The following is a 22845-nucleotide window of genomic DNA, read 5'->3' on the forward strand; positions in this document are numbered from 1 at the left end:
GCGGTAGGCCAGCACTGGTGTTGGCACGCCGGCGGATCCCGCAGCGCTGTCTCTCAGGGACCCCTCAGCAGCCCTCAGGTTGCCTCACTGTCGTAGGGGGCGGCCTGACCGGCGCTCAGGCGCCCGGCACTGCCGGTGGGCGGCCGGGAGTCGTTGTCGGTGGGGGCGTTCGATCCGGCGTCCGGACGGCCGGGTTGCCCGGAGGATGCTGCCGGCCGGGGCTGGGGGCTGGATCCGTTCTCGCTGACCGGCTTGATGGCGTCCTCGATGTCATCAAGGAGTGCTTCCTTGATGATCCGCCGCGGATCATACTGGCGCGGATCGAGCTTTCGCCAATCGACGTCGTCGAACTCGCTGCCGACCTCTTCGCGCAGCTGCTCACGGGCTCCGGTGGCCATGCGGCGCAGGCCCTTGACCAGTTGGGCCAGCTGTGAGGCGTACTCGGGCAGGCGTTCGGGACCAAGGACAATGACGGCAATAATCGCCAACAGGAGGAACTCGTATCCATTGATTCCAAACACTCTCGAAGCCTACCCGCCGCGCCACACCGAATCTATTTGCGTCAGGGCGCCGGCTGCGCCAGCTTTCCAAGGCCCCGCAGGATGCGGCTCAAGGGGTCAGCCGGCACGTCGTCGTGACGTGAATAGGCGAGCTGGGAGTGTTCGTTGAACATGAGCTGGCTGACCGCGCGCGGCATATCCGCTACGGGCAGGGTCGAAACCACCGTATAGGTGGCGGAGCCGGAGCTGATCACCAGTTGCCAGGACCGTCCCGGATGCAGCCAGACCGTCTGGTCCGTTCCACCGATCTCCTCAAACCCGTCTTCGTGCACCGAATTACCGGTGGCCGCATTGATCGGAGCGGAGACGGTACCCGCAGTGGTACCCCGCTGCTCATAGATGGTGAGGGAATGACTGCCGTCGGAGAGGTCCAGTTGGAGGGTGGGACGCCCGTCAATCTCCAGCGCCTCGGCGTGTTCGAGCTGGAAGCCAAGCGTCTGCAGCTCGGGGCAGAACCAACCGTCGTCGCGCAGTTGCTCAATCTGGCCCGAACTGAGCCCGGCGGACGTGTCCGACGCAACGGTCTGGAAGCTTTCGGTGACGGATGCGTAGCTTCCCGTCGCGACCGGGTCCGGTGGATCGGCTTCCGACCCGAGGGCATAGGCGGCGCTCAGGGTGGCTACGGCGACAACCGCCAGGCCGCTGCCCGCAGCGATCAGTGCGCGGTTCCGGTACAGCGGCACGCTTCCGCCGTGATCTCCGGCAGCGGCGAAGGCGCCCCCGACTGCCGGCCCCCGCTGTTCGCCCGGCGCTGATGCGGACCGGCGCAGGATGCGCTCGCAGAGATCTTCGGACGGCCCCGGGGTTGCGGTGCTCTGCAACCGACGCCGGATTGCCTGTTCCTGCTGCACAACCTGTCTGCAGCGGGCACAGCCGAGCAGGTGCTTTTCCACCGCACGCCGCCGAGCGGGGGTCAGCTCGTCTGCCACGTAATCGGTCAGAGAACGGGTTGGATGGCGCATGGACCTAGCGGGCACCTGCGATCCGAGGCAGGCTGAGGCGGGATGGGACAGGAGCGGGCTGGCGGGGGTCCCGGTGGGCGAGTTTCTCACGGAGAAGGGTGCGGCCACGGTGGATGCGCGAGCGCACGGTGCCGAGCTTCACTCCCAGCGCGCGCGCCACCTCGTCATAGGGCAGCCCTTCAAGATCGCAGAGAACAACTGCAGCGCGGAAGTCCGGCGGCAACTCCTCCAGGGCGGCCTGCACGTCGAGATCCAGGTTGTTGAACTCGAAGCTCCGCTCAGGGCTTGGATGGGTGCTCGGCAAACGGCTCTCCGCATCATCGGCGAGTCCATCGAAGCGGATGCGGTTCTTGCGGCGCGCCTGGTCCAGGAAGAGATTGGTGGTGATGCGGTGGAGCCAGCCGTCCAGCGTACCCGGCTTGAAATTCGCCAGGGACCTGAACACCCGGACAAACACCTCCTGGGTGAGGTCCTCGGCGTCGTACTTGTTGCCGGTCAGCCGGTAGGCAAGCCTGTAGACCTTGGGCGAATGGTCCCTGACCACTTCCTCCCATGACGGCGGCGCCCAGGCGGGCACCTCCTGATCGTGCTCTCCGGTGGTGACGCTCCCCGTAGGTGCCACCGTGCGCGAAGTAGACATCGACCTTCTCCTCTCGCCCTCGAATGAAATGGTTGCGGTGCCGGTCCCGATGTTTAGCCGGACCTGCGCATCAGGTATTCGGGGCTTCGCCTCTGTTGGATGCCTTGCACATCCATGGTGCCCGAGCTAGCTGTGAGCACGCTGAAAATTTGGCAGGAGCGGGGTGGCCGCGCGGCACGGGGCAGCGGCGCTACCGGGACCGGTCCGCCGACGGCAGTAGGCTGGGAGGCAAAGCCCGGCAACCCGGCCCGGGCGGCAGGCATTACCCCGCTGCTGGAGAGAATGGAACATCATGAGCGCGCAGAAGCAGGCAAACTGGTCCTATACGGAAGGTTTGCCCGTTGAAGATGACGTCCTGCTCCGTGCACGTGACCGTTCGTATGAGCTGGGAGTTGCGCCCGTCAGCACCGGCATCGCCGCGGCCCTCACCGTGCTCGCCGCCGCGTCAAAAGCAGTGACGGTCGTCGAGGTCGGCGCCGGGGCCGGCGTCTCCGGAGTATGCCTGCTGCGTGGCATGGGCCCAAACTCCGTGCTGACCACAATCGACTCGGATGTGGATCATCTCCGGGCTGCACGGGAGTCCTATGCGGAGGCGGGGATACCGGCCAACCGCACCCGCACGATCTCCGGCCGCGCCGCCGATGTACTTCCCCGGCTTACGGATGCGGCCTATGACCTCGTCTTCCTCGACGCTGACAAGACCAACCTTGCACTGTACGCCGATCAGGCCGTCCGGCTCCTGAAGCGCGGAGGGCTCCTTCTGGTCAACGACGCCCTGGACGGCGGGAAGGTGGCCGACCCGGCGGTCCGCGATGCGTCCACCAACACCCTCCGGCAGGTCGGCAAGACCCTGCGGGGCAACGATCAGCTGGTCACCACCCTGATGCCGGCGGGCAACGGCCTGCTGATGGCTGTGAAGATGTTCAGCTGACCGGACCGGGCCCCGCGGGTCCTGACGGTGCCCTGGTCCTGAGGTCAGCTAGTCCGTAACGGTCAGCAGGCAATCCTTGAGCTTGCCTGCCTCCTCGGCATTCAGCTCGACCACCAGGCGTCCGCCGCCGTCAATCGGAACCCGCATGATGAGGCTGCGTCCCTCTTTGGTGACCTCCATAGGTCCATCACCGGTACGGGGTTTCATCGCAGCCATCTAAGTAGTTTCCTTCCACGGTGCGCGGCAGGACGATGGCCGCGATCAACATTGCACGGCGGATTGTCCCCCGTACGCTCGTCCTCCTCCATTATCCCGTAGAAGTGCGCGGCGAGCTAATCGCGGGTGCGGCGCCCATCACACCCCCTGGGCGGGTAGTCCCTGCCGCCGGACAACAGCGGCAGGCCCATAGCCGGCTCATCCGGACAACGTGCGGGCCCTCACCCAGCACGAGACAAGGTGGTCATTTACATAGCCGGTTGCCTGCTGCATCGCGTAGGCGGTGGTGGGCCCGACAAACCGGAACCCGTGCGAGCGCAGATCCTTTGCGAGCGCGGTTGACTCGGGAACGACGGCGGGCACATCCGCCAGAGACTCCGGCGGGTCCCGCGGTGCCGGCCGGTGCGCCTCAAGAATCCCTTCCAGCGTTGTTCCTGGAGGTAGCGAGAGAAGTGCACGGGCATTGGCGATCGTGGCCAGGATTTTGGCCCTGTTGCGGACAATGGCGGCGTCGCCCAGGAGGCGCACGACGTCGTCGTCGTTGAAAGCCGCCACTGACCGCGGATCGAAACCCGCGAAGGCTGAGCGGAACGCCTCCCGCTTGCGCAGGATGGTGATCCAGCTCAGCCCTGACTGGAACGCCTCAAGGCTGATCCGCTCAAAGAGTGCAGTTTCACCGGTGACCGGGCGACCCCACTCCTGGTCGTGGTAGACCTCGTAATCTGCGCTGGTGACTGCCCAGCCGCATCTCAACCGGCCATCGCTGCCGCTGACCGCGCTCACCGGGTGTCCCCGCGCTGTTCCCTGTCCCCGGCCTGATCCCTGTCCCGGGCCTGATCCCCGTCCCAGGCCTGGAGCTGGTTTTGCAGCCCTTCGATGAGGGCGTCCCTTTCCGCGAGCGCTGCGGCCAGTCGGTCCAGGACCTCATCGACCTGGTCCATGCGGTAGCCGCGCAGGCCCAGCGAGAAGCGGACGCGCCGTACATCGGCAGCGTCCGGCCGCTCCGGAAGCAGAACCGGAGGCAGCGTGGGCGTCGGTTCAACCAGTCCGGGAACATCCGCGGGTTCCCCCCGCTGCCCGCTTTCGACGTCCTGCCGGCTCCGCCCGACGGCGAGGAAGGCAGTGGCTCCGACGGCCATGATCGCTACGAGAACCAGGAAGGTCGTCATGGTCTAGGGACCGGTGTGGCCTGCGGTGTCAGCCAGAACCGCCCGGACGGCGTCGGACGGTTCATCGACGAGGTGGACCAGGGAGAGGTCCTTCTCCGAGATCATTCCGTTGGCGAGCAGCGTTTCCCTCACCCAATGCCACAGCGGCCCCCAGAACTCGCTGCCGATCAGCACGATGGGGAAGGACGTCACCTTCTGGGTCTGGACGAGGGTCATCGCCTCGAACAGTTCGTCCAGCGTGCCGAATCCTCCCGGGAGCACTATGAATCCCTGCGCGTATTTCACGAACATGGTTTTGCGGGCAAAGAAATAGCGGAAATTGATGCCGAGGTCCACCCACTCGTTCATTCCCTGCTCGAACGGCAACTCGATTCCCAGCCCGACGGAGACCCCTCCCGCCTGACACGCGCCTTTGTTCGCCGCTTCCATGGCTCCCGGCCCGCCGCCCGTGATCACCGCGTACCCCGCTTCCACCAGAAGCCGGCCCACTTCCTCTCCCATGGCGTAATACGGGGAGTCCCGGGGGGTCCGGGCCGAACCGAAGACGCTGATCGCCGGGCCAAGCTCGGACAGCGTGCCGAAACCCTCCACGAATTCGCTCTGGATGCGAAGGACACGCCAGGGGTCCGTCTTGGTGAAGGGAGTCTCCTCCATTGAATCGAGGAGGTACTGGTCGGACTGCACGGTCTTTGCCTGCTCCCCCCTGAGCTCAACCTGCCCGCGGCGCCGCGCCGGTGCAGCGCGATTTTCGGGCTGATGGTCATTCTTGCCGTTGTTGGGACTCATACCCCAAGGCTAACCGCCGGAAGCGGGCTTCGGCTTTGGTTGCTCTTGAATCACGATTTCCACTTTCCGCCGGTCGATGTATCGCCGCTGGGGAATCTTTCGCTACATTTCTACCTATGACTCGTGACCCACAGTCGAGCACGACCGCGTCCGCTTCCCACCCGCCAACCCAGCCGCTCGTGTCGCTGAAGAACGTGAACAAACACTTCGGCGAGCTGCATGTACTCAAGGACATCAACCTTGAGGTCGCCCGCGGCGAGGTCGTGGTGGTCATCGGGCCCTCAGGCTCCGGCAAATCCACCCTCTGCCGTGCAATCAACCGCCTCGAAACCATCGACAACGGGGAAATCAGGATTGACGGCAAGGAACTGCCCGCCGAGGGGAAGGCACTCGCAAAGCTGCGTGCCGACGTCGGAATGGTGTTCCAGTCCTTCAATCTGTTTGCCCATAAATCCATCCTTGAAAACGTGACCCTCGGCCCCGTGAAGGTCAAAGGCATGAAGCCCACCGCGGCGAAGGAGCTGGCGATGTCCCTGCTCAAGCGCGTGGGCGTGGACAACCAGGCGCAGAAGCTCCCGGCGCAGCTTTCCGGTGGCCAGCAGCAGCGCGTGGCCATTGCCCGGGCACTGGCCATGCAGCCGAAGGTGATGCTCTTCGACGAACCCACCTCCGCGCTTGACCCGGAAATGATCAACGAAGTCCTCGATGCCATGGTGTCCCTTGCCAAGGAGGGCATGACCATGATCGTTGTCACCCACGAAATGGGCTTCGCCCGCAAAGCCGCCGACCGGGTGATCTTCATGGCGGACGGTCAGATCGTCGAACAGGCGACCCCCGAAGAGTTCTTCACCAACCCGAAGAGCGATCGAGCCAAGGACTTCCTCGGCAAGATCCTTGCCCACTAACTATCGACGAATTCCCATCAGGAAATAACGCGAGGAGAAATCATGCGAACTACACGATACGGCGCACTGGCAATGGCAGCTGCGGCGGCGCTGGCCCTGTCCGCCTGCGGCGGCGGAGGCGGCGAAGAAGGCGCTGAAGAAGGCGGCGGCGAGGCAGGTGCCGAGTCCGTCCGCATCGGCATCAAGTTCGACCAGCCGGGCCTCGGCTTTGACGAGGGCGGCTCCTACTCGGGCTTCGATGTTGACGTCGCCAGGTACGTAGCCGGAGAACTGGGCTACAGCGAAGACCAGATCGAATGGGTTGAGGCACCCTCGGCGAACCGCGAAAACCTGCTCTCCAACGAGCAGGTGGACATGATCTTCGCTACCTACTCGATCACCGACACCCGCAAGGAGACGGTGGACTTCGCCGGTCCGTACTTCATCGCCGGTCAGGATCTGCTGGTCCCCGTGGACAGCGACATCACCGGACCTGAGGACCTCGACGGCCGGAACCTGTGCTCCGTCACCGGCTCCACTTCTGCCCAGCGCGTGAAGGACGAATATGCGGAAGGCGTCAACCTGATCGAGCAGCCCGGCTACGCGGAGTGCGTCAGCCTGATGAGCGGCGGCCAGATCGACGCCGTCACCACCGATGACATCATCCTCGCCGGCCTCGCCGCGCAGGAAGCGAACCAGGGCCAGTTCAAGGTCGTCGGCAACCCGTTCTCCGAGGAGAAGTACGGCGTCGGCCTCACCAAGGGCAGCGAGCTCTGCTCCGACATCAATGCAGCCATCGAAAAGATGATCGAGGAAGGCGCGTGGGAAGAAGCCCTCGCGAACAACCTGGAAGGCGTCGACTACGAGCCGAACGCGGAACTCAACCCGCCGACGCCGGACGACTGCGCCTAACCTGATCAGAAACCGTATGGGGGCTGCCTTGCAGCCCCCATACGGCCGTTCGAAGCACATACAAGAAAGGTTGCCGTGGACAGTTTCCTGTCGCTCTTCGAGCAATACGACGTCGCAGCCGCCTTCTGGGTAAACATCCAGTTGACCTTCTGGGCTGCCATCTGGTCTCTGCTGCTCGGAACGCTGCTTGCCCTGTTCAGGATCTCCCCCATCGCAAGCCTGCAGTGGTTCGGCGCGACCTACGTCAATATCTTCCGCAACACACCGCTGACGATCATCATCGCGTTCGGTGTGCTTGCCCTGTTCGGCCAGCTGAGCGTCAGCCTTTCCTCGGATTTCAACCTGAACTTCTTCCGGCTTGCCATCCTCGGGCTCAGTCTCTACCACGCTGCGTTTGTGTGCGAGGCAATCCGAAGCGGTGTGAACACCGTTCCGCTGGGCCAGGCCGAGGCGGCCCGCGCCATCGGACTCTCGTTCCTCCCTGCCGCACGCCTCGTGATCCTGCCACAGGCATTCCGCGGTGCCATCGCCCCGCTCGGCAATGTGCTCATCGCGCTGACCAAGAATTCGACCGTCGCTGCGGCAGGGTCGGTTGCTGAGTCGGCCGGCCTGATGAAAACCATGATCGAGTTCCGCTCCGACATGGTGATTCCAATCTTCTTCACCTTCGCTTTTGGTTTTGTGCTCATCGTTATACCGATCGGGCTGCTGACAACCTGGGCCTCAAAGAAACTGGCGGTGTCCCGATGAGCGCACAGCAGGTACTCTTCGACGCGCCGGGCCCCAAAGCGAAGCGCAACATCCTGATCGGCAATATTGTCGGCGTTCTGTTCATAGTCGGGCTGCTTGCCTGGCTGATTACCGCCCTCGCCGGGCAAGGCCAGTTGACGGCTGCCAAGTGGACGCCCTTCCTTGAGACCCGGACCTGGCAGTTCTTCCTTCTTCCAGGCCTCTGGGATACGCTCCGGGCGGCCGGCGTGGCAATCGTCACCTCTGTGGTACTCGGCCTCCTCCTCGGTATCGGGCGCCTCTCCCACTTCCTGCCGATCCGCTGGCTCGCCGGCGTCATCGTCGAGTTCTTCCGCGCCGTTCCGGTGCTGCTGATGATGATCTTCCTGTGGCTGGCCATCGGCGCCGCGAGCATCATGCGCCCGCAGGACATCCCGTTCATCGCTGTGGTCACGGCGTTGACCCTGTACAACGGGTCCGTTATCGCGGAGCTGGTGCGTTCCGGCGTGGAGGGTCTTCCCAAGGGGCAGCGGGAAGCGGGTATGGCCATCGGGATGACCCGGGGCCAGTCGCTGAGAAGCATCGAGGTTCCGCAGGCGCTTACCGCCATGCTCCCCGCGCTGGTCAGCCAGTTCGTGGTGATCCTCAAGGACTCTGCCCTCGGCTACATCATCACCTACACCGAACTGCTGCAGAACGCCCGCCGTCTGGGCGTTGGTGAAGGGAACCTGCTGCAGGCACTGTTGATCGCTGCGGTCATCTTCATCATCATCAACTTCGCGCTCTCGTCACTGGCGAACCGGTTGTCGAAGCTCCTCAGCTTCCGGACGGCCGGGCCCGCCCGGAAGGATCCCGAGCAGAAGGTCGCCGCTGCAGTTCCTGCCGGCTAGGGCTGAAAGCTGCCAACTGGCTCGCCTTGGCCTACCGGCTTCAGGCGAGCCAGTCGTTTAACGCCTTGAGGCAGGCGCGGATCGCTTCGGCGTGCACGTGCTCGTCATCTGAGTGGGCCAGCAGGGCGTCACCCGGACCGAAATTCACGGCAGGCACTCCCAGCGCACTGAATCGTGCGACGTCGGTCCAGCCGTATTTGGGTTTCGGTTCGGCGCCCACCGCCTGGACAAAAGCAGCAGCGGCGGGATGGTCCAGCCCGGGACGGGCCCCGGCAGCGGCGTCGGTCCGCTCCACGTCGAAACCATGGAGGAGCTGCCGGACGTACTCCTCCGCTTCCTCCGGCGTTTTGTCCGGGGCAAACCGGTAGTTCACCTCAACCACGGCGCGGTCCGGAATGACGTTTCCGGCGGTGCCGCCACTGATCAGGACGGCGTTAAGGCTTTCCCGGAAGTCGAGACCGTCGACGGACACGGTTGCGGGCTCGTGCTCCCTCAAACGCACCAGCACCTCCGCCGCCTTGTGGATCGCATTCTCGCCCATCCAGGCGCGGGCTGAGTGTGCTGCCCGGCCCGTCGTCGTGACGTTGAACCGGGCGGTGCCGTTGCAGCCGCCTTCAACGGTCCCGTCAGTCGGTTCGAGCAGCACGGCGAAGTCGCCCACGAGCCAGGCGGGATATTTCTCGACGAGCCGGCCGAGACCGCTGAGCGCCGCCTCGACTTCCTCGTGGTCGTAGAAGACGTAGGTGATGTCCCGGGTGGGCTCCGTCAACGCGGCGGCCAGTGCCAGCTGCACCGCGACGCCGCCCTTCATGTCCGTGGCCCCCCGGCCGTAGAGAACCTCGCCGTCCCATAAACTGGGGACAGTGCCGCGGGAACCCGGTACGCGCGGAAGCGGGACCGTATCGAGGTGCCCCGCGAGGATCACCCGCTCGGCCCGTCCCAGCGAGGTCCGTGCGACGAGCGAGTCTCCGTCCCGGATCACCTCGAGATGCGAACACGAGCGGAGGAGGTCCTCCACCGCATCAGCAAGAACCCGCTCATTGCCCGAGACACTGTCGATGTCGATGAGGTCGGCGGTGAGCTTCGCGACGTCGGCTCGGGGATCAAGGCGGGTCAACACGGAGTCAGTCATGGGTTCCAGCGTAGTGGCCGAGGGCCCCGCGCCGAGCGAAGCGAGGGGTGGGAGGCCGGAAGCGCGTAGTGGCCGAGGGCCCCGCGCCGAGCGAAGCGAGGGGTGGGAAGCCGGCGGGTGCCACTCGGTAGAATGGAGGCCATGACTGAAACCGCTTCCGCTCCCCTGACCTCACCCGCAACTGACCCCCGGACGGCTTCCGGCGTTGGCCTTGCCACCCTGGCCGAGGACGGCACGGTGCTCGACGTCTGGTATCCCCAGCCGGTTCTAGGCGAAGCTGCCGGTGATTCCGGGTCGGAAACGCTGGTCACCGAGCTCGCGGCCCTCGCCGCTCCGGATGCGCTGCGCAGCGTCACCCAGGAGGTGATGACCACTTCCTCACGCCTCGATGAAGCCCCCACTGACGCGGCGGACGCCTACCTGCGGCTCCATCTGCTCTCCCACCGGCTGGTGCAGCCGAACACCATCAATCTCGACGGCATCTTCGGTCTACTCGCCAACGTGGTGTGGACCAACTTCGGGCCCTGCACCGTCAACGGATTCGAGACCACCCGCCTTCGCCTGCGCTCCCGCGGCGCCGTCGTGGTGTACGGCGTGGACAAGTTCCCGCGCATGGTTGACTACGTAATGCCCTCCGGCGTCCGGATCGCGGACGCCGACCGCGTCCGCCTGGGCGCCCACCTGGCGGAGGGCACCACCGTCATGCACGAGGGCTTTGTGAACTTCAACGCCGGGACGCTCGGGCATTCAATGGTCGAGGGACGCATTTCCGCCGGTGTCGTCGTGGGCAACGGGTCGGACATCGGCGGCGGATCGTCCATCATGGGCACTCTCTCCGGCGGCGGCAAGGAACGTATCAGCATCGGTGAGCGCTGCCTGTTGAGCGCCCAGGCCGGCATCGGCATCTCCCTCGGCGATGACTGCGTCGTGGAGGCGGGCCTGTACATCACCGCCGGAACCAAGGTGACACTTCCGGACGGTTCGGTCGTCAAGGCCGCCGAGCTCTCCGGGCAATCAGGCGTCCTCTTCATCCGCAACTCCACCACCGGCGTCGTCGAAGCACGTCAGCGGTCGGGTCAGGGAATCGCGTTGAACGCGGCCTTGCACGCCAACTAGGCAACCGGTATGCCGCAGACCAAGTCGCAGGCCCGACGCCGTCGCCGGCTCCGCACAGCGGGCGTTCTCACGGGCCTCGTGGCTGTGGTCGGCGGCGGGGCCTACCTTGCCGTCACCCAGCTGAATTCCTCCGAGGTGCTGGTGCGCGAACGGTGCAGTGCCGTCGTCGGTACCGACACGTACGAGTTGGCTCCCGAGCAGGCAATGAATGCGTCCACCATTGCGGGGGTCGCCGTCAGCCGCGGTCTGCCCCCGCGCGCCGCCTCCATTGCCCTCGCCACCGCTGTGCAGGAGTCCGGCCTGCGCAACCTCAACTACGGTGACCAGGCAGGCCCGGACTCGCGTGGATTGTTCCAGCAGCGCCCCTCCCAGGGTTGGGGTACGCAGGAGCAGGTTCTGGATCCTGTCTACGCCGCAGGCGCTTTCTACGACGCACTGGTCACCGTCCCGGGCTACCAGAGCCTGCCCATCACCGAGGCCGCACAGCTGGTGCAGCGCAGCGCCTACCCGGACGCCTACGCGGACCATGAACCCGAAGCTCGGGCGTTCGCGTCCGCGCTGACGGGCCAGTCCCCCGCCTCGCTGAACTGCGTGCTGCGCAAACCGGAGCAGTCCGGGGACCCGGCCGCCGTGGCGGACCGCCTCGCCGCCGTTTTCCCCGGCCTGCCCACCGCACCCGCAGATCAGGGTCTGGTGGCAGGAGCGTCCGGCTCCCAGGGGTGGGCGGCCGCCCAGTTTGCGGTTGCCCATGCCGATGCGCTCGGCATCAGCGCGGTGTCCCATGCCGGACTGCAGTGGAACCGGTCCGACGGCGGTTGGACCACCGCGGAAACGGAGACCGGCGAGGTCCTGATCACGGTAGCCGTGGTTCCAGCCTGACGGTGCCTACGCGATGATTTCCACCACCGGCTGCACGTAGCTCCGGAAGAGGGCCTCGTCGTCGTACAGGTCTTCACTCATGATGAGCATGTCCGGTTCCACATACCAGGCCCGGGTCTCGCTCAACGGCAACTCGACGACGGCGAGGGAGAAGTTCCTCGCGGGCCGGCCGAGCTCGAGCTCGCGCTCCTGAACCAGCTCGTTGAAGCGTCGCCGACCGCCGTTGCGCATCCGCCGAAGCTCCCGCTGCCGCCAGGCTGCATCGCGTTCCTGGCTCCAGGCCAGCGCGGTTCCGTAGTGTGCATGGGTGAGCCGCTGCAGGGCCGGCATGGCATCCAGTTCCGGGAATTCCGGCGGCGTAGGCAGCGCCGAGCCGTCCCCATGTGCGGCAACAAGCTCGTACCACCAGGCCTCCCACTCGACCCTCAGCGCTGTGATCCCGCCGACGGAGTGGACCGTCTGCCGCGGGTCAACGCAATGCGGCGACGGTTTCACCGGGGATACCGCCGGACGGCCGATCACACCAAGCCCGGCGCAGTCCCGCAGGTACAGCGCAAAACACATCGCCAGCGAGGAAGCCGCTCCCACCCTCCAGGAGGTCGCTCCGTTGACGTGCATGTGTGGCCCTGGCCTCTCCGTCGGCAATACCCGACCGGCTGTGTGCGCGTGTCCTCCAAGGGTAGACCGATAGGCCGGTCGCCTCCAGAGGTGCCGGCCCGCCGACTTCCCACGGGTGCATACCGACTTCCTCCGCCTTACTCGCCCGGCCCGGGGCACTCGGTCGGTAGGCTTGATCGCATGAAGATTCTCGTTACCGGCGGAAGCGGTTACATCGGCTCGCACACCACACTGGCGCTCCTGGAGGCGGGGCACGACGTCGTCGTGGTGGACAATCTCTACAACTCAAGTGAAACCGCCCTGAGGCGGGTGGAGGAACTGGCTGGACGCGAGCTCACCTTCCGCAAGGTTGACCTGCTGGACGAACCTGCCCTCGATGCCGTGTTCGAGACTGAAGCGGTTGACGCGGTGATTCACTTCGCCGGATTAAAGGCTGTCGGTGAGTCGGTGGAGAAGCCGCTGTTTTACTACCACAACAACGTCGGCGGCACCCTCAACCTTCTGCGGACCATGGACCGGCACAACGTGCGCACGCTGGTGTTCAGCTCCTCAGCCACAGTGTACGGCGCCTCCGAGGAGGTCCCCCTCATCGAGAAGATGCCGCTGGACGCCACCAACCCCTACGGGCGCACCAAGGAACAGATCGAGGACATCCTGAGCGACGTCGGTGCCTCGGACGGCCGGTGGAACATCGCCCTGCTGCGCTACTTCAACCCGGTGGGCGCGCACAAGTCGGGCCGCATCGGCGAGGACCCCACCGGCGTGCCGAACAACCTGCTCCCCTTTGTGGCGCAGGTTGCGGTGGGCAGGCGGGAAAAGGTCATGGTCTTCGGCAACGACTACCCCACTCCCGACGGCACTGGAATCCGGGACTACATCCATGTGGTTGACCTCGCGGACGGCCACGTTGCCGCCCTGAACTACCTCACCACCCACTCCGGGGTCCACCGCTGGAACCTCGGAACCGGACACGGCTCGTCGGTACTGGAGGTCCTGGCGGCGTTCTCGAAAGCCGCCGGCCACGAGATTCCCTACGAGTTCGCGCCGCGGCGCCCGGGCGACGCCGCCGTCAGTTACGCCGATCCCTCGTCCGCGCTTGCTGACCTCGGCTGGTCGGCCCACCGGACACTGGATGAGATGTGTGAAGACCACTGGCGCTGGCAGAAGAACAACCCCGAAGGCTACGCTTCCTGATCCTGCATTTCAGGACACCGTGTACGACGACGGCCGGTCACCTTCCCAGCGAAGGTGACCGGCCGTCGTCGTATTGGTTCTGTGTTCCCTGTCCCTACCGTGCGGGGTAGTGACGCTCCCCGGCACCCGTGTAGAGCTGGCGCGGACGGCCGATCTTGGTCTGCGGATCCTGCATCATTTCGCGCCACTGGGCGATCCAGCCCGGAAGGCGGCCGATGGCGAACAGCACGGTGAACATCTTTTCCGGGAAACCCATGGCCTTGTAGATCAGGCCGGTGTAGAAGTCCACGTTCGGGTAGAGCTTCCGCTCGATGAAGTAGTCATCGGCGAGGGCCTTCTCCTCGAGGCGCATGGCGATCTCGAGGAGTTCATCGTTGCCGCCGAGCTTGCTCAGGATCTCGTGGGCGGTAGCCTTGACGATCTTCGCGCGCGGGTCATAGTTCTTGTAGACGCGGTGCCCGAAGCCCATGAGCTTCACGCCGTCTTCCTTGTTCTTGACCTTCTCCATGAAGTCCTCGGGCTGCATGCCCCTCGCCTGGATCTGCCGCAGCATGTTCAGCACTGCCTCGTTGGCGCCGCCGTGCAGCGGTCCGAAGAGTGCGTTGATGCCGGCCGAGATCGACGCGAACATGTTCGCGTTGGAACTGCCCACCAGCCGGACCGTGGAGGTGGAACAGTTCTGCTCGTGGTCCGCGTGGAGGATCAGCAGCAGGTCAAGGGCCTTGACCATGGTGGGATCCAGGTCATAGGGCTCGGCCGGGAGGCCGAAGGACAGGCGCATGAAGTTCTCCACGAGGTTCATGGAGTTGTCCGGGTACAACATCGGCTGGCCGATCGACTTCTTGTGCGCGTAGGCGGCAATGACGGGAAGCTTGGCCATCAGCCGGAAGGTGGACAGCTCCACCTGCTCGTCGTCGAACGGGTCCAGCGAGTCCTGATAGAACGTCGACAGAGCGGAGACGGCGGAGGAGAGCACCGGCATGGGGTGCGCGTCCCGCGGGAAACCGCCGAAGAAGCCCTTGAGCTCCTCGTGCAGCAGGGTGTGGCGGCGGATGCGCTGGTCGAAGGCGTCCAGCTCCGTGGGCGTCGGCAGTTCACCGTAGATCAGCAGGTAGGAAACTTCGAGGAAGCTTGAGTGCTGCGCGAGCTGGTCGATCGGGTAGCCGCGGTAGCGCAGGATCCCCTCGTCGCCGTCGATGTAGGTGATCGCTGAGGTGGTGGCCGCGGTGTTCATGAAACCGGGGTCGAAGGTAACGGCACCTGTCTGCTTCAGAAGCTTCGAGACATCGTATCCATGGTTGCCCTCTGCCGCTTGGATCAGCGGGAGGCTCAGGCTTCCTCCGTCATACTGGAGTGAGGCGCCGTTGTGCTCAGTCATTGACTCTCCTTGTGGAGCTTATGGAAAAGCATGCGTGATTGGCTGGATCAGCGTAGTCAGCTAAAACGCTACCGGCACAGACGCCTCCAGCACTAATTGATAGGCCCGTTGTTGTGCAATAGCAACACGATCTCAGCCCATGAGCCGGGCAGCCGCCGCAGCAACCCGCTCGTCGGAACCGGTCAGCGCGACCCGGACAAAACCGTTCCCGGCGTCACCGTAGAAGGTGCCCGGACCGACGATGATCCCAAGCTCAGCAAAGCGCTTCACGGTGAGCCAGGTGTCTTCCCCCGCGCTCGCCCACAGGTAGAGGCCTGCATCCGAGGAGTGAATGGTCAGGCCGAACGCTTCGAGTGCCGGGATCAGCTGATCCCGCCGCGCCCGGTAGAGATTCTTCTGGGCGGCGACATGCGCATCGTCAGCGAGTGCCGCCCGCATGGCTTCCTGAACCGGGAACGGGACAATCATCCCGGCATGCTTGCGGGAGTTGATGAGGTTCGGCAGCACAGCGCTGTCGCCGGCCACGAACGCCGCGCGGTAACCGGCCAGGTTTGACTGCTTGCTCAGCGAGTAGACGGACAGCAGCAGATCGGCCGAGCCGCCGCTGACCCGCTCATCGAGGATGCTGGGAACAGCCTGTCCGCCGCGGTCAGGATCCCAGGCCCCCCACCCCAGCTCGGCGTAGCACTCATCGGAGGCGACCATGGCACCCAGTGCACGGGCGTCGTCGACAATGGCCTTCAGCGCCGCCACGTCCTGGACCGCGCCGGTGGGGTTGGACGGCGAATTGACCCACACCAGGCGCACCCGCGCGCGCGTCGCGGAGTCCAGCTCCGCGAGCGAATCCGCTGCGACCGGTGTTGCCCCGGCAAAGTGAGCCCCCATGTCATAGGTGGGGTAGGCGACTGTTGGACGGACAACGACGTCGCCCGCTCCCAGCCCGAGGAGGGTCGGCAGCCACGCCACGAGCTCCTTTGAGCCGACGGTCGGCAGGATGTCCGCGGGGTCCAGTGTGACGGAACGCCGACGGCGGTACCAGCCGCTGATCGCTTCCCTCAGTTCCGGCGTGCCGTGGGTGGTGGGATACCCCGGCGCGTTGGACGCGTCGCGGAGAGCGCGCTGCACGAGCTCCGGCGTGGGATCCACCGGAGTGCCGATCGACAGGTTGACGGCGCCGCCGGGATGCTGCTGCGCCTCCTGGACGTAGGGCGCCATGGCGTCCCACGGATAGTCCGGAAGATTGAGCCCGAAGGCCCGGTTCTGTGTCACGCTGCTGTCACACCTGTTGGTTCTGCGGCGGCAGCGCAGCGATCAACGGGTGGTCCTTGCCCGTGTTTCCGAGCTTCGCGGCTCCGCCCGGCGACCCAAGGTCATCGAAGAACTCGACATTGGCCTTGTAGTAGTCGGCCCACTCCTCAGGAGTGTCGTCCTCGTAGTAGATTGCCTCGACCGGGCAGACCGGCTCGCAGGCTCCACAGTCCACGCACTCATCCGGGTGGATGTACAGCGAGCGTTCACCTTCATAGATGCAGTCGACCGGGCATTCCTCAATGCAGGCCTTGTCTTTCACATCCACGCACGGCTGTGCGATTACGTAGGTCACGTCCCACGCCTTCCCTCGGATTCTGGTGCCGTTCCCGGCATTACGTCGCCGTTCCAGCTTAACGCAACGGGAGTTCGGAACTGCATCAGCCGGGCCCCTCCGTAATATGACAGGCTTGGCGCATGACCCGACCGCCCGCGGAACTGCTTACCTCCCTGCCGCTGGGCACGAGGGTGGTGGTCCGGTACCGCATCGAGGGTGGCCTCACCGATGCCCTCGGGAACCTGACGGCGCGGGACTCTGCGTCCTGCACCGTCGCGGGCAGGAAAGGTGACGTCGTCGTTCCACTGTCCGCAGTGACGGCAGCGAAACCCGTTCCGCCGCCGCCCACACGGCGCCGTCCCCGGGCAAATCCCGATCGGTGACCGACCGCCGCCCTACGCGATTGACTAAGTTCAATCAGTGCACCCTGCTGACGTATGCTTTTGAATATGGAAACAGATGAGGACGTCCAGGCACGCGGGAGGGCACTGAGCGCCCCCGTCAGGCTCAGGATCCTCCGGCTCTGCCTGCACAAGGCACGGACCAACAAGGAAATCGCCGAGGTGCTGGATCTGAACCCCGCCACGGCGCTGCACCATGTGCGAACCCTGCTGGCAACGGGGTTCCTGCGTGCCGAAGAGCCGCGCACGGGCAACCGCGGAGCAAAGGAAATCCCGTACCGGGCAACCGGCCTGTCCTGGGGCAGCCGGATGCCGAACGCCGCTCCGGTGCTGGTGGAGACCTTCCTGCAGGAGATCGAGGGGTTGAGCCCGTCGGAGATCGACGTCTGGCGTCTCGGCGTGCGTCTCAATGATGCCAACAGAGCTGAGATGATGGGCAAGATCCGCGCTGTCTTCGAAGAATATGCCCGGCACGGCTCGGACGAGGACGGGACGGCGACGTCCATCATGCTGGCCCACCACCTGGACCGCACCGCTGACTGAACCGGCTGCCGGCCGGCTGGAATTCAGCGTCTCCGCGGGGGCCGCAACGCCCACCAGGAGACCGCAACCGCTGTGACCGTCCCGACGGCCAGCCCCACTACCCACACATAGCCGGCCACGCCGACGGGCGGCACCGCACCGTCCAACTCCACGCCCGCCGCGATGACGCCGCCGGCGGAGAACGACGCCGTCAGTCCCACCAGTACATACGCCACTACCCCGGTCAACGCCGCGAGCGGCACGCTGCGAGCCGCCACCGCCACGAATACCGCAATGCAGGTCGCCAGCAGCACGGCGCCGATCGCGCCCGCAGGGAGCCCGATACCGGCCAGGTACCAGATGTGGGCGTGGAGAGCGGTGCCCAGACCAGCCGCCAGTATTCCGCCGAGCACCGCGGCAAGCCGGCCGGGCCATCTGCTGGATACGGAAGAAGGAATGACGACGCCGGCGTTGCTGCCGTCGTCGTCGTTCCTCTGCTTCCGGATCTCCACGGATCTGCCGGGAACCGGGCCCTGCCGCCTTAGGCGCGGGCGCGTGAACGCGCGGCGCGCATGCGCTCGTTGGCGTCCAGGATGACCTTGCGGATACGGATTGATTCGGGCGTGACCTCAACGCACTCGTCCTCGCGGGCAAACTCGAGGGATTCCTCGAGCGTGAGCTTGCGCGGAGGGGTGAGGTTCTCGAAGCTGTCCGAGGAAGCCGCACGCATGTTGGTGAGCTTCTTTTCCTTGGTGATGTTGACGTCCATGTCGTCCGCCCGCGAGTTCTCGCCGACGATCATGCCTTCATATACCTCGGAGGTGGGCTCCACGAAGAACGAGCCGCGCTCCTGCAGGTTGATCATGGCGAACGGGGTGACCACGCCGGAACGGTCGGCGATCATCGACCCGTTGGTCCGGTATTCGATGTCGCCGGCCCAGGGCTCGTAGCCCTCGGAGTAGGAGGACGCGATGCCGGCGCCGCGGGTGTCGGTCAGGAAGCGGGTACGGAAGCCGATGAGGCCGCGGGCCGGGACAATGAACTCCATCCGGACCCAGCCGGTGCCGTGGTTGGCCATGTTGGTCATGCGGCCCTTGCGTGCGGCCATCAGCTGGGTAACGCCGCCGAGGTATTCCTCGGGAACGTCGATGGTCATGTGTTCCATCGGCTCGTGGACCTTGCCGTCAACGGTCCGCGTGACCACCTGGGGCTTGCCCACGGTCAGTTCGAAGCCTTCACGGCGCATCTGCTCCACGAGGATGGCCAGTGCCAGCTCGCCGCGGCCCTGAACCTCCCAGGCATCGGGGCGGGCGGTGGGAAGCACCCGCAGCGACACGTTACCGATGAGCTCCTTGTCGAGGCGGTCCTTCACCTGACGTGCGGTGACCTTTGCTCCCTTGACCTTTCCGGCCAGGGGTGAGGTGTTGATGCCGATGGTGACCGAGATGGCGGGGTCATCGACGGTGATCAGCGGGAGCGGCTGCGGGTTGTCGACATCGGTGAGCGTCTCGCCGATGGTGATGTCCTCGATGCCGGCTACGGCGACAATCTCACCGGGGCCTGCAGACTCTGCCGGCACCCGGTCCAGCGCCTTGGTGGCGAGCAGTTCAGTGATCTTGACGGTCTTGAGCTCACCGTTCTGGCGCGCCCAGGCTACGTGCTGGCCCTTGCGGAGTGTTCCGTTGAAGATGCGCAGCAGTGCCAGGCGCCCGAGGAAGGGCGAGGCGTCAAGGTTGGTGACGTGTGCCTGGAGGACGCCGTTGGGATCGTAGCTCGGCGCCGGGATGTGCTCGATGATGGTCTTGAAGAGCGGCTCAAGGTTGTCATTGTCCGGCGCTGAGCCGTCCGCGGGCTGGTCGAGGGACGCTGCGCCCACACGGGCGGCGGCGTACACCACGGGAACGTTGAGGACGGAGTCGAGGTCCAGGTCGGGAACCTCATCCGACAGGTCCGAGGCCAGGCCGAGGAGCAGGTCCATCGACTCGGAAACAACCTCGTCGATGCGCGAGTCCGGACGGTCGGTCTTGTTGACCAGCAGCACAACCGGCAGCTTCGCGGCAAGGGCCTTGCGCAGCACAAAGCGCGTCTGCGGGAGAGGACCTTCCGAAGCATCCACCAGCAGCACCACGCCGTCCACCATGGACAGGCCGCGCTCCACCTCGCCGCCGAAGTCGGCGTGGCCCGGGGTGTCGATCACGTTGATGGTGATGCGCTCGCCCTTGGCCGAGGGGCCCTCGTAGAACACCGTGGTGTTCTTGGCGAGGATGGTGATGCCCTTCTCCCGCTCCAGATCGCCGGAGTCCATGACCCTGTCAGCAACCTCGCCGTGGCTGGCGAAGGAGTTGGTCTGCCGCAGCATCGCGTCGACGAGCGTCGTCTTGCCATGGTCGACGTGCGCCACGATGGCAACGTTGCGGAGGTCACTGCGGATTGCAGTGTTGCTCGTGGAAACAGACATGCGGGAGAACTCGATTCTTAGGGGAAACACGTGAGTGTCAGGAAAAATGGAAGCGGGCAGCACAGCGCGCACTATGACCAGTCTAAGCTCTCCGCAAAAGATGGCCTAACGGGACCGTTGATCCCTGGCCGGTGAACCCCCTCGAACCCCGGTCACGAACCCCTGAAAGCAAGGACCGCGCGCTTCCGTCGTGGGCCTTTGATACGGCGCGACGGCGTAGGAGTCTTTGCAAGGAAACGACGGCGATGCCCGCCTGCGTGGTGATCGCCGGGGCATCGCCGTCGTTCTGTGAGTGGAACTACTCCGCCGCGGCGAGCAGGCGCGCCCGGAGTTCCCGCCGTTCCCGCTGCTTTTCCGGATCCGGCAGCGGCACGGCCGCGAGCAGCCGCTGGGTATAGGGGTCCTGCGGGTTTCGCAGGATCTGGTCCCGGGTGCCCTGTTCTACGATCCTGCCGCGGCGCATCACGCAGATGTGGTCGGCGAGGACGTCAACCACCGCGAGGTCGTGGGTCACGAACAGGCACGCGAATCCCATTTCCTGCTGCAGGTTCTGGAACAGCTCCAGGACCTTGGCCTGCACCGAAACGTCCAGGGCAGACGTCGGCTCGTCGGCGACCATGAGTTTGGGTTTCAGCGACAGGGCGCGGGCAATGCCGACGCGCTGCTTCTGACCTCCGGAGAGTTCATGCGGATAGCGGTTGCGGTAGGAGCGCGGCAGTTCCACCTGGTCGAGCAGCGTCTCGATCCGCTTCTGGAGCTGACCGCCCTTCGCAACTCCGGCGAGGTACATCGGTTCGCCGATGCTTTCACCGATGGGCAACCGCGGGTTCAGCGACGAGGACGGGTCCTGGAAGACCATCCCCACGTTGCGCCGTACCGCTCCCAGTTCACGCGAGGTGGGCTTGAAGCCGGAGATGTCCGTGCCGACCACCCGCAGTGACCCTTCCGCCACCGGAAGCAGCCCGACGGCCGCCCGGCCGATGGTGGTCTTGCCGGAACCGGACTCGCCTACCAGGCCCATGACCTCGCCCGGACGAATGCTCAGTGTCGCCTTCTCCACTGCACGGAATGCCGGAACCCTGCCCTGCTTCGGATACTCGATGGCTACATCCACCAGTTCGAGGACCGCCTCGCCCCGGCTCTCACGTTCGGCCTGAATCTCCTCTTCCAGACCGGCAAGCACGGCGCGTTCCCGCCGCTCGAGCTCCACCGCGTCCACCCCCGCAAGCTCCGATTTGGTAGCGGCCGCCAGCGCTGCCGTGATGTCGACGTCGTCGCCCCTGCCCTCGGAGCCCTGGCCCAGATGCGGCACGGCGGCCAGCAGGTCCTGGGTGTAAGGGTGCTCCGGGCGGCTGAAGATTTTCTCAGCTGTGCCGGTTTCGACGATGATGCCCTTCCGCATGACCGCGATCCGGTCCGCAAGGTCGGCAACCACGCCCATGTCATGGGTGATCAGCACAATGGCGCTGTCCAGCTTGTTGCGGAGGTTGCGCATCAGGTCGAGGATTTCGGCCTGGACCGTCACGTCGAGCGCCGTCGTTGGCTCGTCAGCGATGAGGAGTTTGGGGTCACAGGAGAGCGACTGGGCGATCATGGCACGCTGCCGCTGCCCCCCGGAAAGCTGGTGCGGATAGGAACGGAAGGCCTTTTCGGGGTCTGGAAGCTCCACCATTTCCAGAAGCCGGATTGCACGCTCACGCGCCTCGTCCGGAGAGATCGCGTTATGCAGCCGGAGAGTCTCCACAATCTGGAAGCCGACCGTATAAACGGGGTTGAGTGCCGTCATCGGTTCCTGGAAGATCACGGCGACGTCATTGCCGCGGACCTCACGCAGCCTGCCGGGCGACAGGTTGAGGATGGACTTCCCATTGAGGATCACCTCTCCGGTGACCCGGCTGTTGCTGGGCAGCAGACCGAGAAGGGCCATCGAGCTGGCGCTCTTCCCGGAACCGGACTCTCCCACGATGGCCAGCACCTCGCCCGCGTTGACGTGGTAGTTCAGGTCGATGGCAGCGGGAACCCACTCCTTCTCCACACCGAAGTCCACGCTGAGGTTTCGAACCTCGAGCACCGGTCCGCGGGCCGCTCCCCTGGGTTCGTCGCTCCTGTTGCCGTCAATAATGTCGTGGGTCATAGTGCTGTCCTTCCACTGTCTGACCGTGCGCCGGCGGCAGCTGTACGGGCTGTTTGCCCGCTGATTACTGCGCCGGGCCCAAATGTTGGAAATATGGGGGTATGAATACGCCTAGCGGACCCGACCAGTTCACCGTTTTCCGTCCCCGAAGCGGTCGCTGGATCCTGGGGGTTGCCGCGGCGATCGTGGTGGTGGGACTGGTGGCATCCGTGGTCACGTCCGGGCCGCAGGCCCTGGCCACCGCTGCTCCCCTGCTCGCCGTGGCTGCGATTGCCTGGTGGCTGTTCTGGTACCCGGCGGTTGTCGTCGGCCCGGTGGGAGTGGAGCTTCGCAATCCTGTACTCACCATCGATGTTCCCTGGGGCGGTCTGATCCAGGTGGATACGAAGTACGCGCTGAAGCTGGTCACCCCCGGCGGCAGCTACACCGCGTGGGCCGCGCCTGCCCCCGGTGTCCGCGGCACCCATGCCGGTAAGCCGGAGAACATGCAGAACCTGCCGGGCACCAGTTATGGTGCGGGCGGCAGCGTTCGTCCGGGCGACTTGAGCAACACCGATTCCGGGCTCGCAGCCCTGCTGGTCCGGTCCGAATGGGAACGCCGGATCGACAACGGTCTGATCGACGTCGACGCCACGGATTCCGTGCGCGTTGAACGCAGGATCAATTGGCGGCCGCTTGGCGTGGTTGCCGGCCTGCTCCTGCTGAGCGTGCTCACTTTCGCCCTGCAGTAACCGGCCGGCGCCGCGGAT

Annotated in this window: 26 protein-coding genes; 11 read left to right on the top strand and 15 right to left on the bottom strand. The window is 65.3% G+C overall.

The genetic code is table 11. The annotated features are described in order from the left end of the window. Positions 1–74: 74 nt before the first annotated feature. The 3 genes from BLS52_RS00570 to sigE are packed head-to-tail and all read right to left on the bottom strand — an operon-like array spanning position 75 to position 2162. Positions 75–521 carry a Sec-independent protein translocase subunit TatB gene (locus BLS52_RS00570; RefSeq protein WP_090584128.1) on the bottom strand — a complete coding sequence of 149 codons (447 nt, stop codon included), beginning with the start codon at positions 519–521 and terminating at the stop codon, positions 75–77. A 41-nt stretch (positions 522–562) separates the two neighbouring features. Continuing rightward, a complete protein-coding gene (locus BLS52_RS00575) occupies positions 563–1522 on the bottom strand; it encodes an anti-sigma factor (RefSeq protein WP_090584129.1) in 960 nt (319 codons plus the stop codon). 4 nt (positions 1523–1526) lie between these two features. Beyond that, positions 1527–2162 (bottom strand): RNA polymerase sigma factor SigE, encoded by a 636-nt coding sequence (sigE, locus tag BLS52_RS00580; RefSeq protein WP_026546018.1) that lies wholly within the window; start codon positions 2160–2162, stop codon positions 1527–1529. Positions 2163–2454: 292 nt separating this feature from the next. Here sigE and BLS52_RS00585 point away from each other — a divergent pair, with 292 nt between their 5' ends. Further along, on the top strand, positions 2455–3093 hold the full coding sequence (locus BLS52_RS00585) for an O-methyltransferase (protein WP_090584130.1): 639 nt from the start codon (positions 2455–2457) through the stop codon (positions 3091–3093). A 48-nt stretch (positions 3094–3141) separates the two neighbouring features. Here the strand turns inward: BLS52_RS00585 and BLS52_RS00590 are convergent, their stop codons facing one another. From BLS52_RS00590 to BLS52_RS00605, 4 genes are all read right to left on the bottom strand, one after another. Further along, positions 3142–3309 (bottom strand): DUF3117 domain-containing protein, encoded by a 168-nt coding sequence (locus tag BLS52_RS00590; RefSeq protein ID WP_084033880.1) that lies wholly within the window; start codon positions 3307–3309, stop codon positions 3142–3144. A 198-nt stretch (positions 3310–3507) separates the two neighbouring features. Then, positions 3508–4092 carry a DNA-3-methyladenine glycosylase I gene (locus BLS52_RS00595; protein WP_090584131.1) on the bottom strand — a complete coding sequence of 195 codons (585 nt, stop codon included), beginning with the start codon at positions 4090–4092 and terminating at the stop codon, positions 3508–3510. Further along, entirely contained in the window at positions 4089–4478 is a 390-nt protein-coding gene (locus BLS52_RS00600; RefSeq protein ID WP_090584132.1) for a DivIVA domain-containing protein, read from the bottom strand. The genes BLS52_RS00595 and BLS52_RS00600 overlap by 4 nt, the downstream gene beginning before the upstream one ends. 3 nt (positions 4479–4481) lie before the next feature. Further along, positions 4482–5264: an LOG family protein gene (locus tag BLS52_RS00605; RefSeq protein ID WP_090584133.1), complete on the bottom strand. Its 783-nt coding sequence runs from the start codon at positions 5262–5264 to the stop codon at positions 4482–4484. A 116-nt stretch (positions 5265–5380) separates the two neighbouring features. Between BLS52_RS00605 and BLS52_RS00610 the strand changes: the two genes are divergently transcribed. The 4 genes from BLS52_RS00610 (at position 5381) to BLS52_RS00625 (ending at position 8679) form a co-directional block, all read left to right on the top strand. After that, positions 5381–6169, top strand: a complete 789-nt coding sequence (locus tag BLS52_RS00610) for an amino acid ABC transporter ATP-binding protein (protein ID WP_090584134.1) — start codon at positions 5381–5383, stop codon at positions 6167–6169. Between the two features lie 42 nt (positions 6170–6211). Then, on the top strand, positions 6212–7060 hold the full coding sequence (locus BLS52_RS00615; protein ID WP_090584135.1) for a glutamate ABC transporter substrate-binding protein: 849 nt from the start codon (positions 6212–6214) through the stop codon (positions 7058–7060). Positions 7061–7135: 75 nt separating this feature from the next. After that, positions 7136–7810 (top strand): amino acid ABC transporter permease, encoded by a 675-nt coding sequence (locus BLS52_RS00620; protein WP_026546012.1) that lies wholly within the window; start codon positions 7136–7138, stop codon positions 7808–7810. Continuing rightward, entirely contained in the window at positions 7807–8679 is an 873-nt protein-coding gene (locus tag BLS52_RS00625) for an amino acid ABC transporter permease (protein ID WP_090584136.1), read from the top strand. The genes BLS52_RS00620 and BLS52_RS00625 overlap by 4 nt, the downstream gene beginning before the upstream one ends. A gap of 40 nt (positions 8680–8719) precedes the next feature. Here the strand turns inward: BLS52_RS00625 and dapE are convergent, their stop codons facing one another. After that, complete coding sequence (gene dapE, locus BLS52_RS00630; protein WP_090584137.1) at positions 8720–9811, bottom strand: succinyl-diaminopimelate desuccinylase; 1092 nt, start codon at positions 9809–9811, stop codon at positions 8720–8722. Positions 9812–9952: 141 nt separating this feature from the next. Here dapE and dapD point away from each other — a divergent pair, with 141 nt between their 5' ends. Together dapD and BLS52_RS00640 are read left to right on the top strand one after the other, a co-directional pair. Then, the gene (gene dapD, locus BLS52_RS00635; protein WP_090584138.1) at positions 9953–10927 is read left to right on the top strand and encodes a 2,3,4,5-tetrahydropyridine-2,6-dicarboxylate N-succinyltransferase; all 975 of its coding nucleotides are present in this window, start codon (positions 9953–9955) and stop codon (positions 10925–10927) included. A 9-nt stretch (positions 10928–10936) separates the two neighbouring features. Next, on the top strand, positions 10937–11806 hold the full coding sequence (locus BLS52_RS00640; RefSeq protein ID WP_090584139.1) for a hypothetical protein: 870 nt from the start codon (positions 10937–10939) through the stop codon (positions 11804–11806). A gap of 6 nt (positions 11807–11812) precedes the next feature. Here the strand turns inward: BLS52_RS00640 and BLS52_RS00645 are convergent, their stop codons facing one another. Continuing rightward, a complete protein-coding gene (locus tag BLS52_RS00645) occupies positions 11813–12424 on the bottom strand; it encodes a hypothetical protein (RefSeq protein ID WP_090584140.1) in 612 nt (203 codons plus the stop codon). Between the two features lie 180 nt (positions 12425–12604). Here BLS52_RS00645 and galE point away from each other — a divergent pair, with 180 nt between their 5' ends. Next, complete coding sequence (gene galE, locus BLS52_RS00650; RefSeq protein WP_026546007.1) at positions 12605–13618, top strand: UDP-glucose 4-epimerase GalE; 1014 nt, start codon at positions 12605–12607, stop codon at positions 13616–13618. Between the two features lie 94 nt (positions 13619–13712). Here galE and BLS52_RS00655 read toward each other — a convergent pair whose 3' ends face one another. The 3 genes from BLS52_RS00655 to fdxA all read right to left on the bottom strand — a co-directional run bounded on the left by BLS52_RS00655 (position 13713) and on the right by fdxA (position 16599). Beyond that, positions 13713–14996 carry a citrate synthase gene (locus BLS52_RS00655; RefSeq protein WP_090584141.1) on the bottom strand — a complete coding sequence of 428 codons (1284 nt, stop codon included), beginning with the start codon at positions 14994–14996 and terminating at the stop codon, positions 13713–13715. A gap of 132 nt (positions 14997–15128) precedes the next feature. Continuing rightward, positions 15129–16265 (bottom strand): succinyldiaminopimelate transaminase, encoded by a 1137-nt coding sequence (gene dapC, locus BLS52_RS00660; RefSeq protein WP_281241665.1) that lies wholly within the window; start codon positions 16263–16265, stop codon positions 15129–15131. A gap of 7 nt (positions 16266–16272) precedes the next feature. Continuing rightward, positions 16273–16599 carry a ferredoxin gene (gene fdxA / locus BLS52_RS00665; protein WP_026546004.1) on the bottom strand — a complete coding sequence of 109 codons (327 nt, stop codon included), beginning with the start codon at positions 16597–16599 and terminating at the stop codon, positions 16273–16275. 122 nt (positions 16600–16721) lie between these two features. Here fdxA and BLS52_RS00670 point away from each other — a divergent pair, with 122 nt between their 5' ends. Both BLS52_RS00670 and BLS52_RS00675 read left to right on the top strand, forming a co-directional pair. Further along, complete coding sequence (locus BLS52_RS00670) at positions 16722–16964, top strand: putative acetyltransferase (protein WP_090584142.1); 243 nt, start codon at positions 16722–16724, stop codon at positions 16962–16964. A 66-nt stretch (positions 16965–17030) separates the two neighbouring features. Further along, entirely contained in the window at positions 17031–17525 is a 495-nt protein-coding gene (locus BLS52_RS00675) for an ArsR/SmtB family transcription factor (protein WP_026546002.1), read from the top strand. Positions 17526–17548: 23 nt separating this feature from the next. Here the strand turns inward: BLS52_RS00675 and BLS52_RS00680 are convergent, their stop codons facing one another. The 3 genes from BLS52_RS00680 to BLS52_RS00690 all read right to left on the bottom strand — a co-directional run bounded on the left by BLS52_RS00680 (position 17549) and on the right by BLS52_RS00690 (position 22096). After that, on the bottom strand, positions 17549–18016 hold the full coding sequence (locus tag BLS52_RS00680) for a hypothetical protein (RefSeq protein ID WP_090584143.1): 468 nt from the start codon (positions 18014–18016) through the stop codon (positions 17549–17551). 29 nt (positions 18017–18045) lie between these two features. Then, positions 18046–19962: a translational GTPase TypA gene (gene typA, locus BLS52_RS00685; protein WP_026546000.1), complete on the bottom strand. Its 1917-nt coding sequence runs from the start codon at positions 19960–19962 to the stop codon at positions 18046–18048. Positions 19963–20260: 298 nt separating this feature from the next. Beyond that, positions 20261–22096: an ABC transporter ATP-binding protein gene (locus tag BLS52_RS00690; RefSeq protein ID WP_026545999.1), complete on the bottom strand. Its 1836-nt coding sequence runs from the start codon at positions 22094–22096 to the stop codon at positions 20261–20263. 101 nt (positions 22097–22197) lie between these two features. On the opposite strand from BLS52_RS00690, the gene BLS52_RS00695 reads away from it, so the two are divergent. Further along, positions 22198–22827 (top strand): PH domain-containing protein, encoded by a 630-nt coding sequence (locus BLS52_RS00695; protein WP_026545998.1) that lies wholly within the window; start codon positions 22198–22200, stop codon positions 22825–22827. Positions 22828–22845: the final 18 nt, after the last annotated feature.

The sequence above is a fragment of the Arthrobacter subterraneus genome (assembly GCF_900099735.1).
Lineage (GTDB): Bacteria > Actinomycetota > Actinomycetes > Actinomycetales > Micrococcaceae > Arthrobacter_D > Arthrobacter_D subterraneus.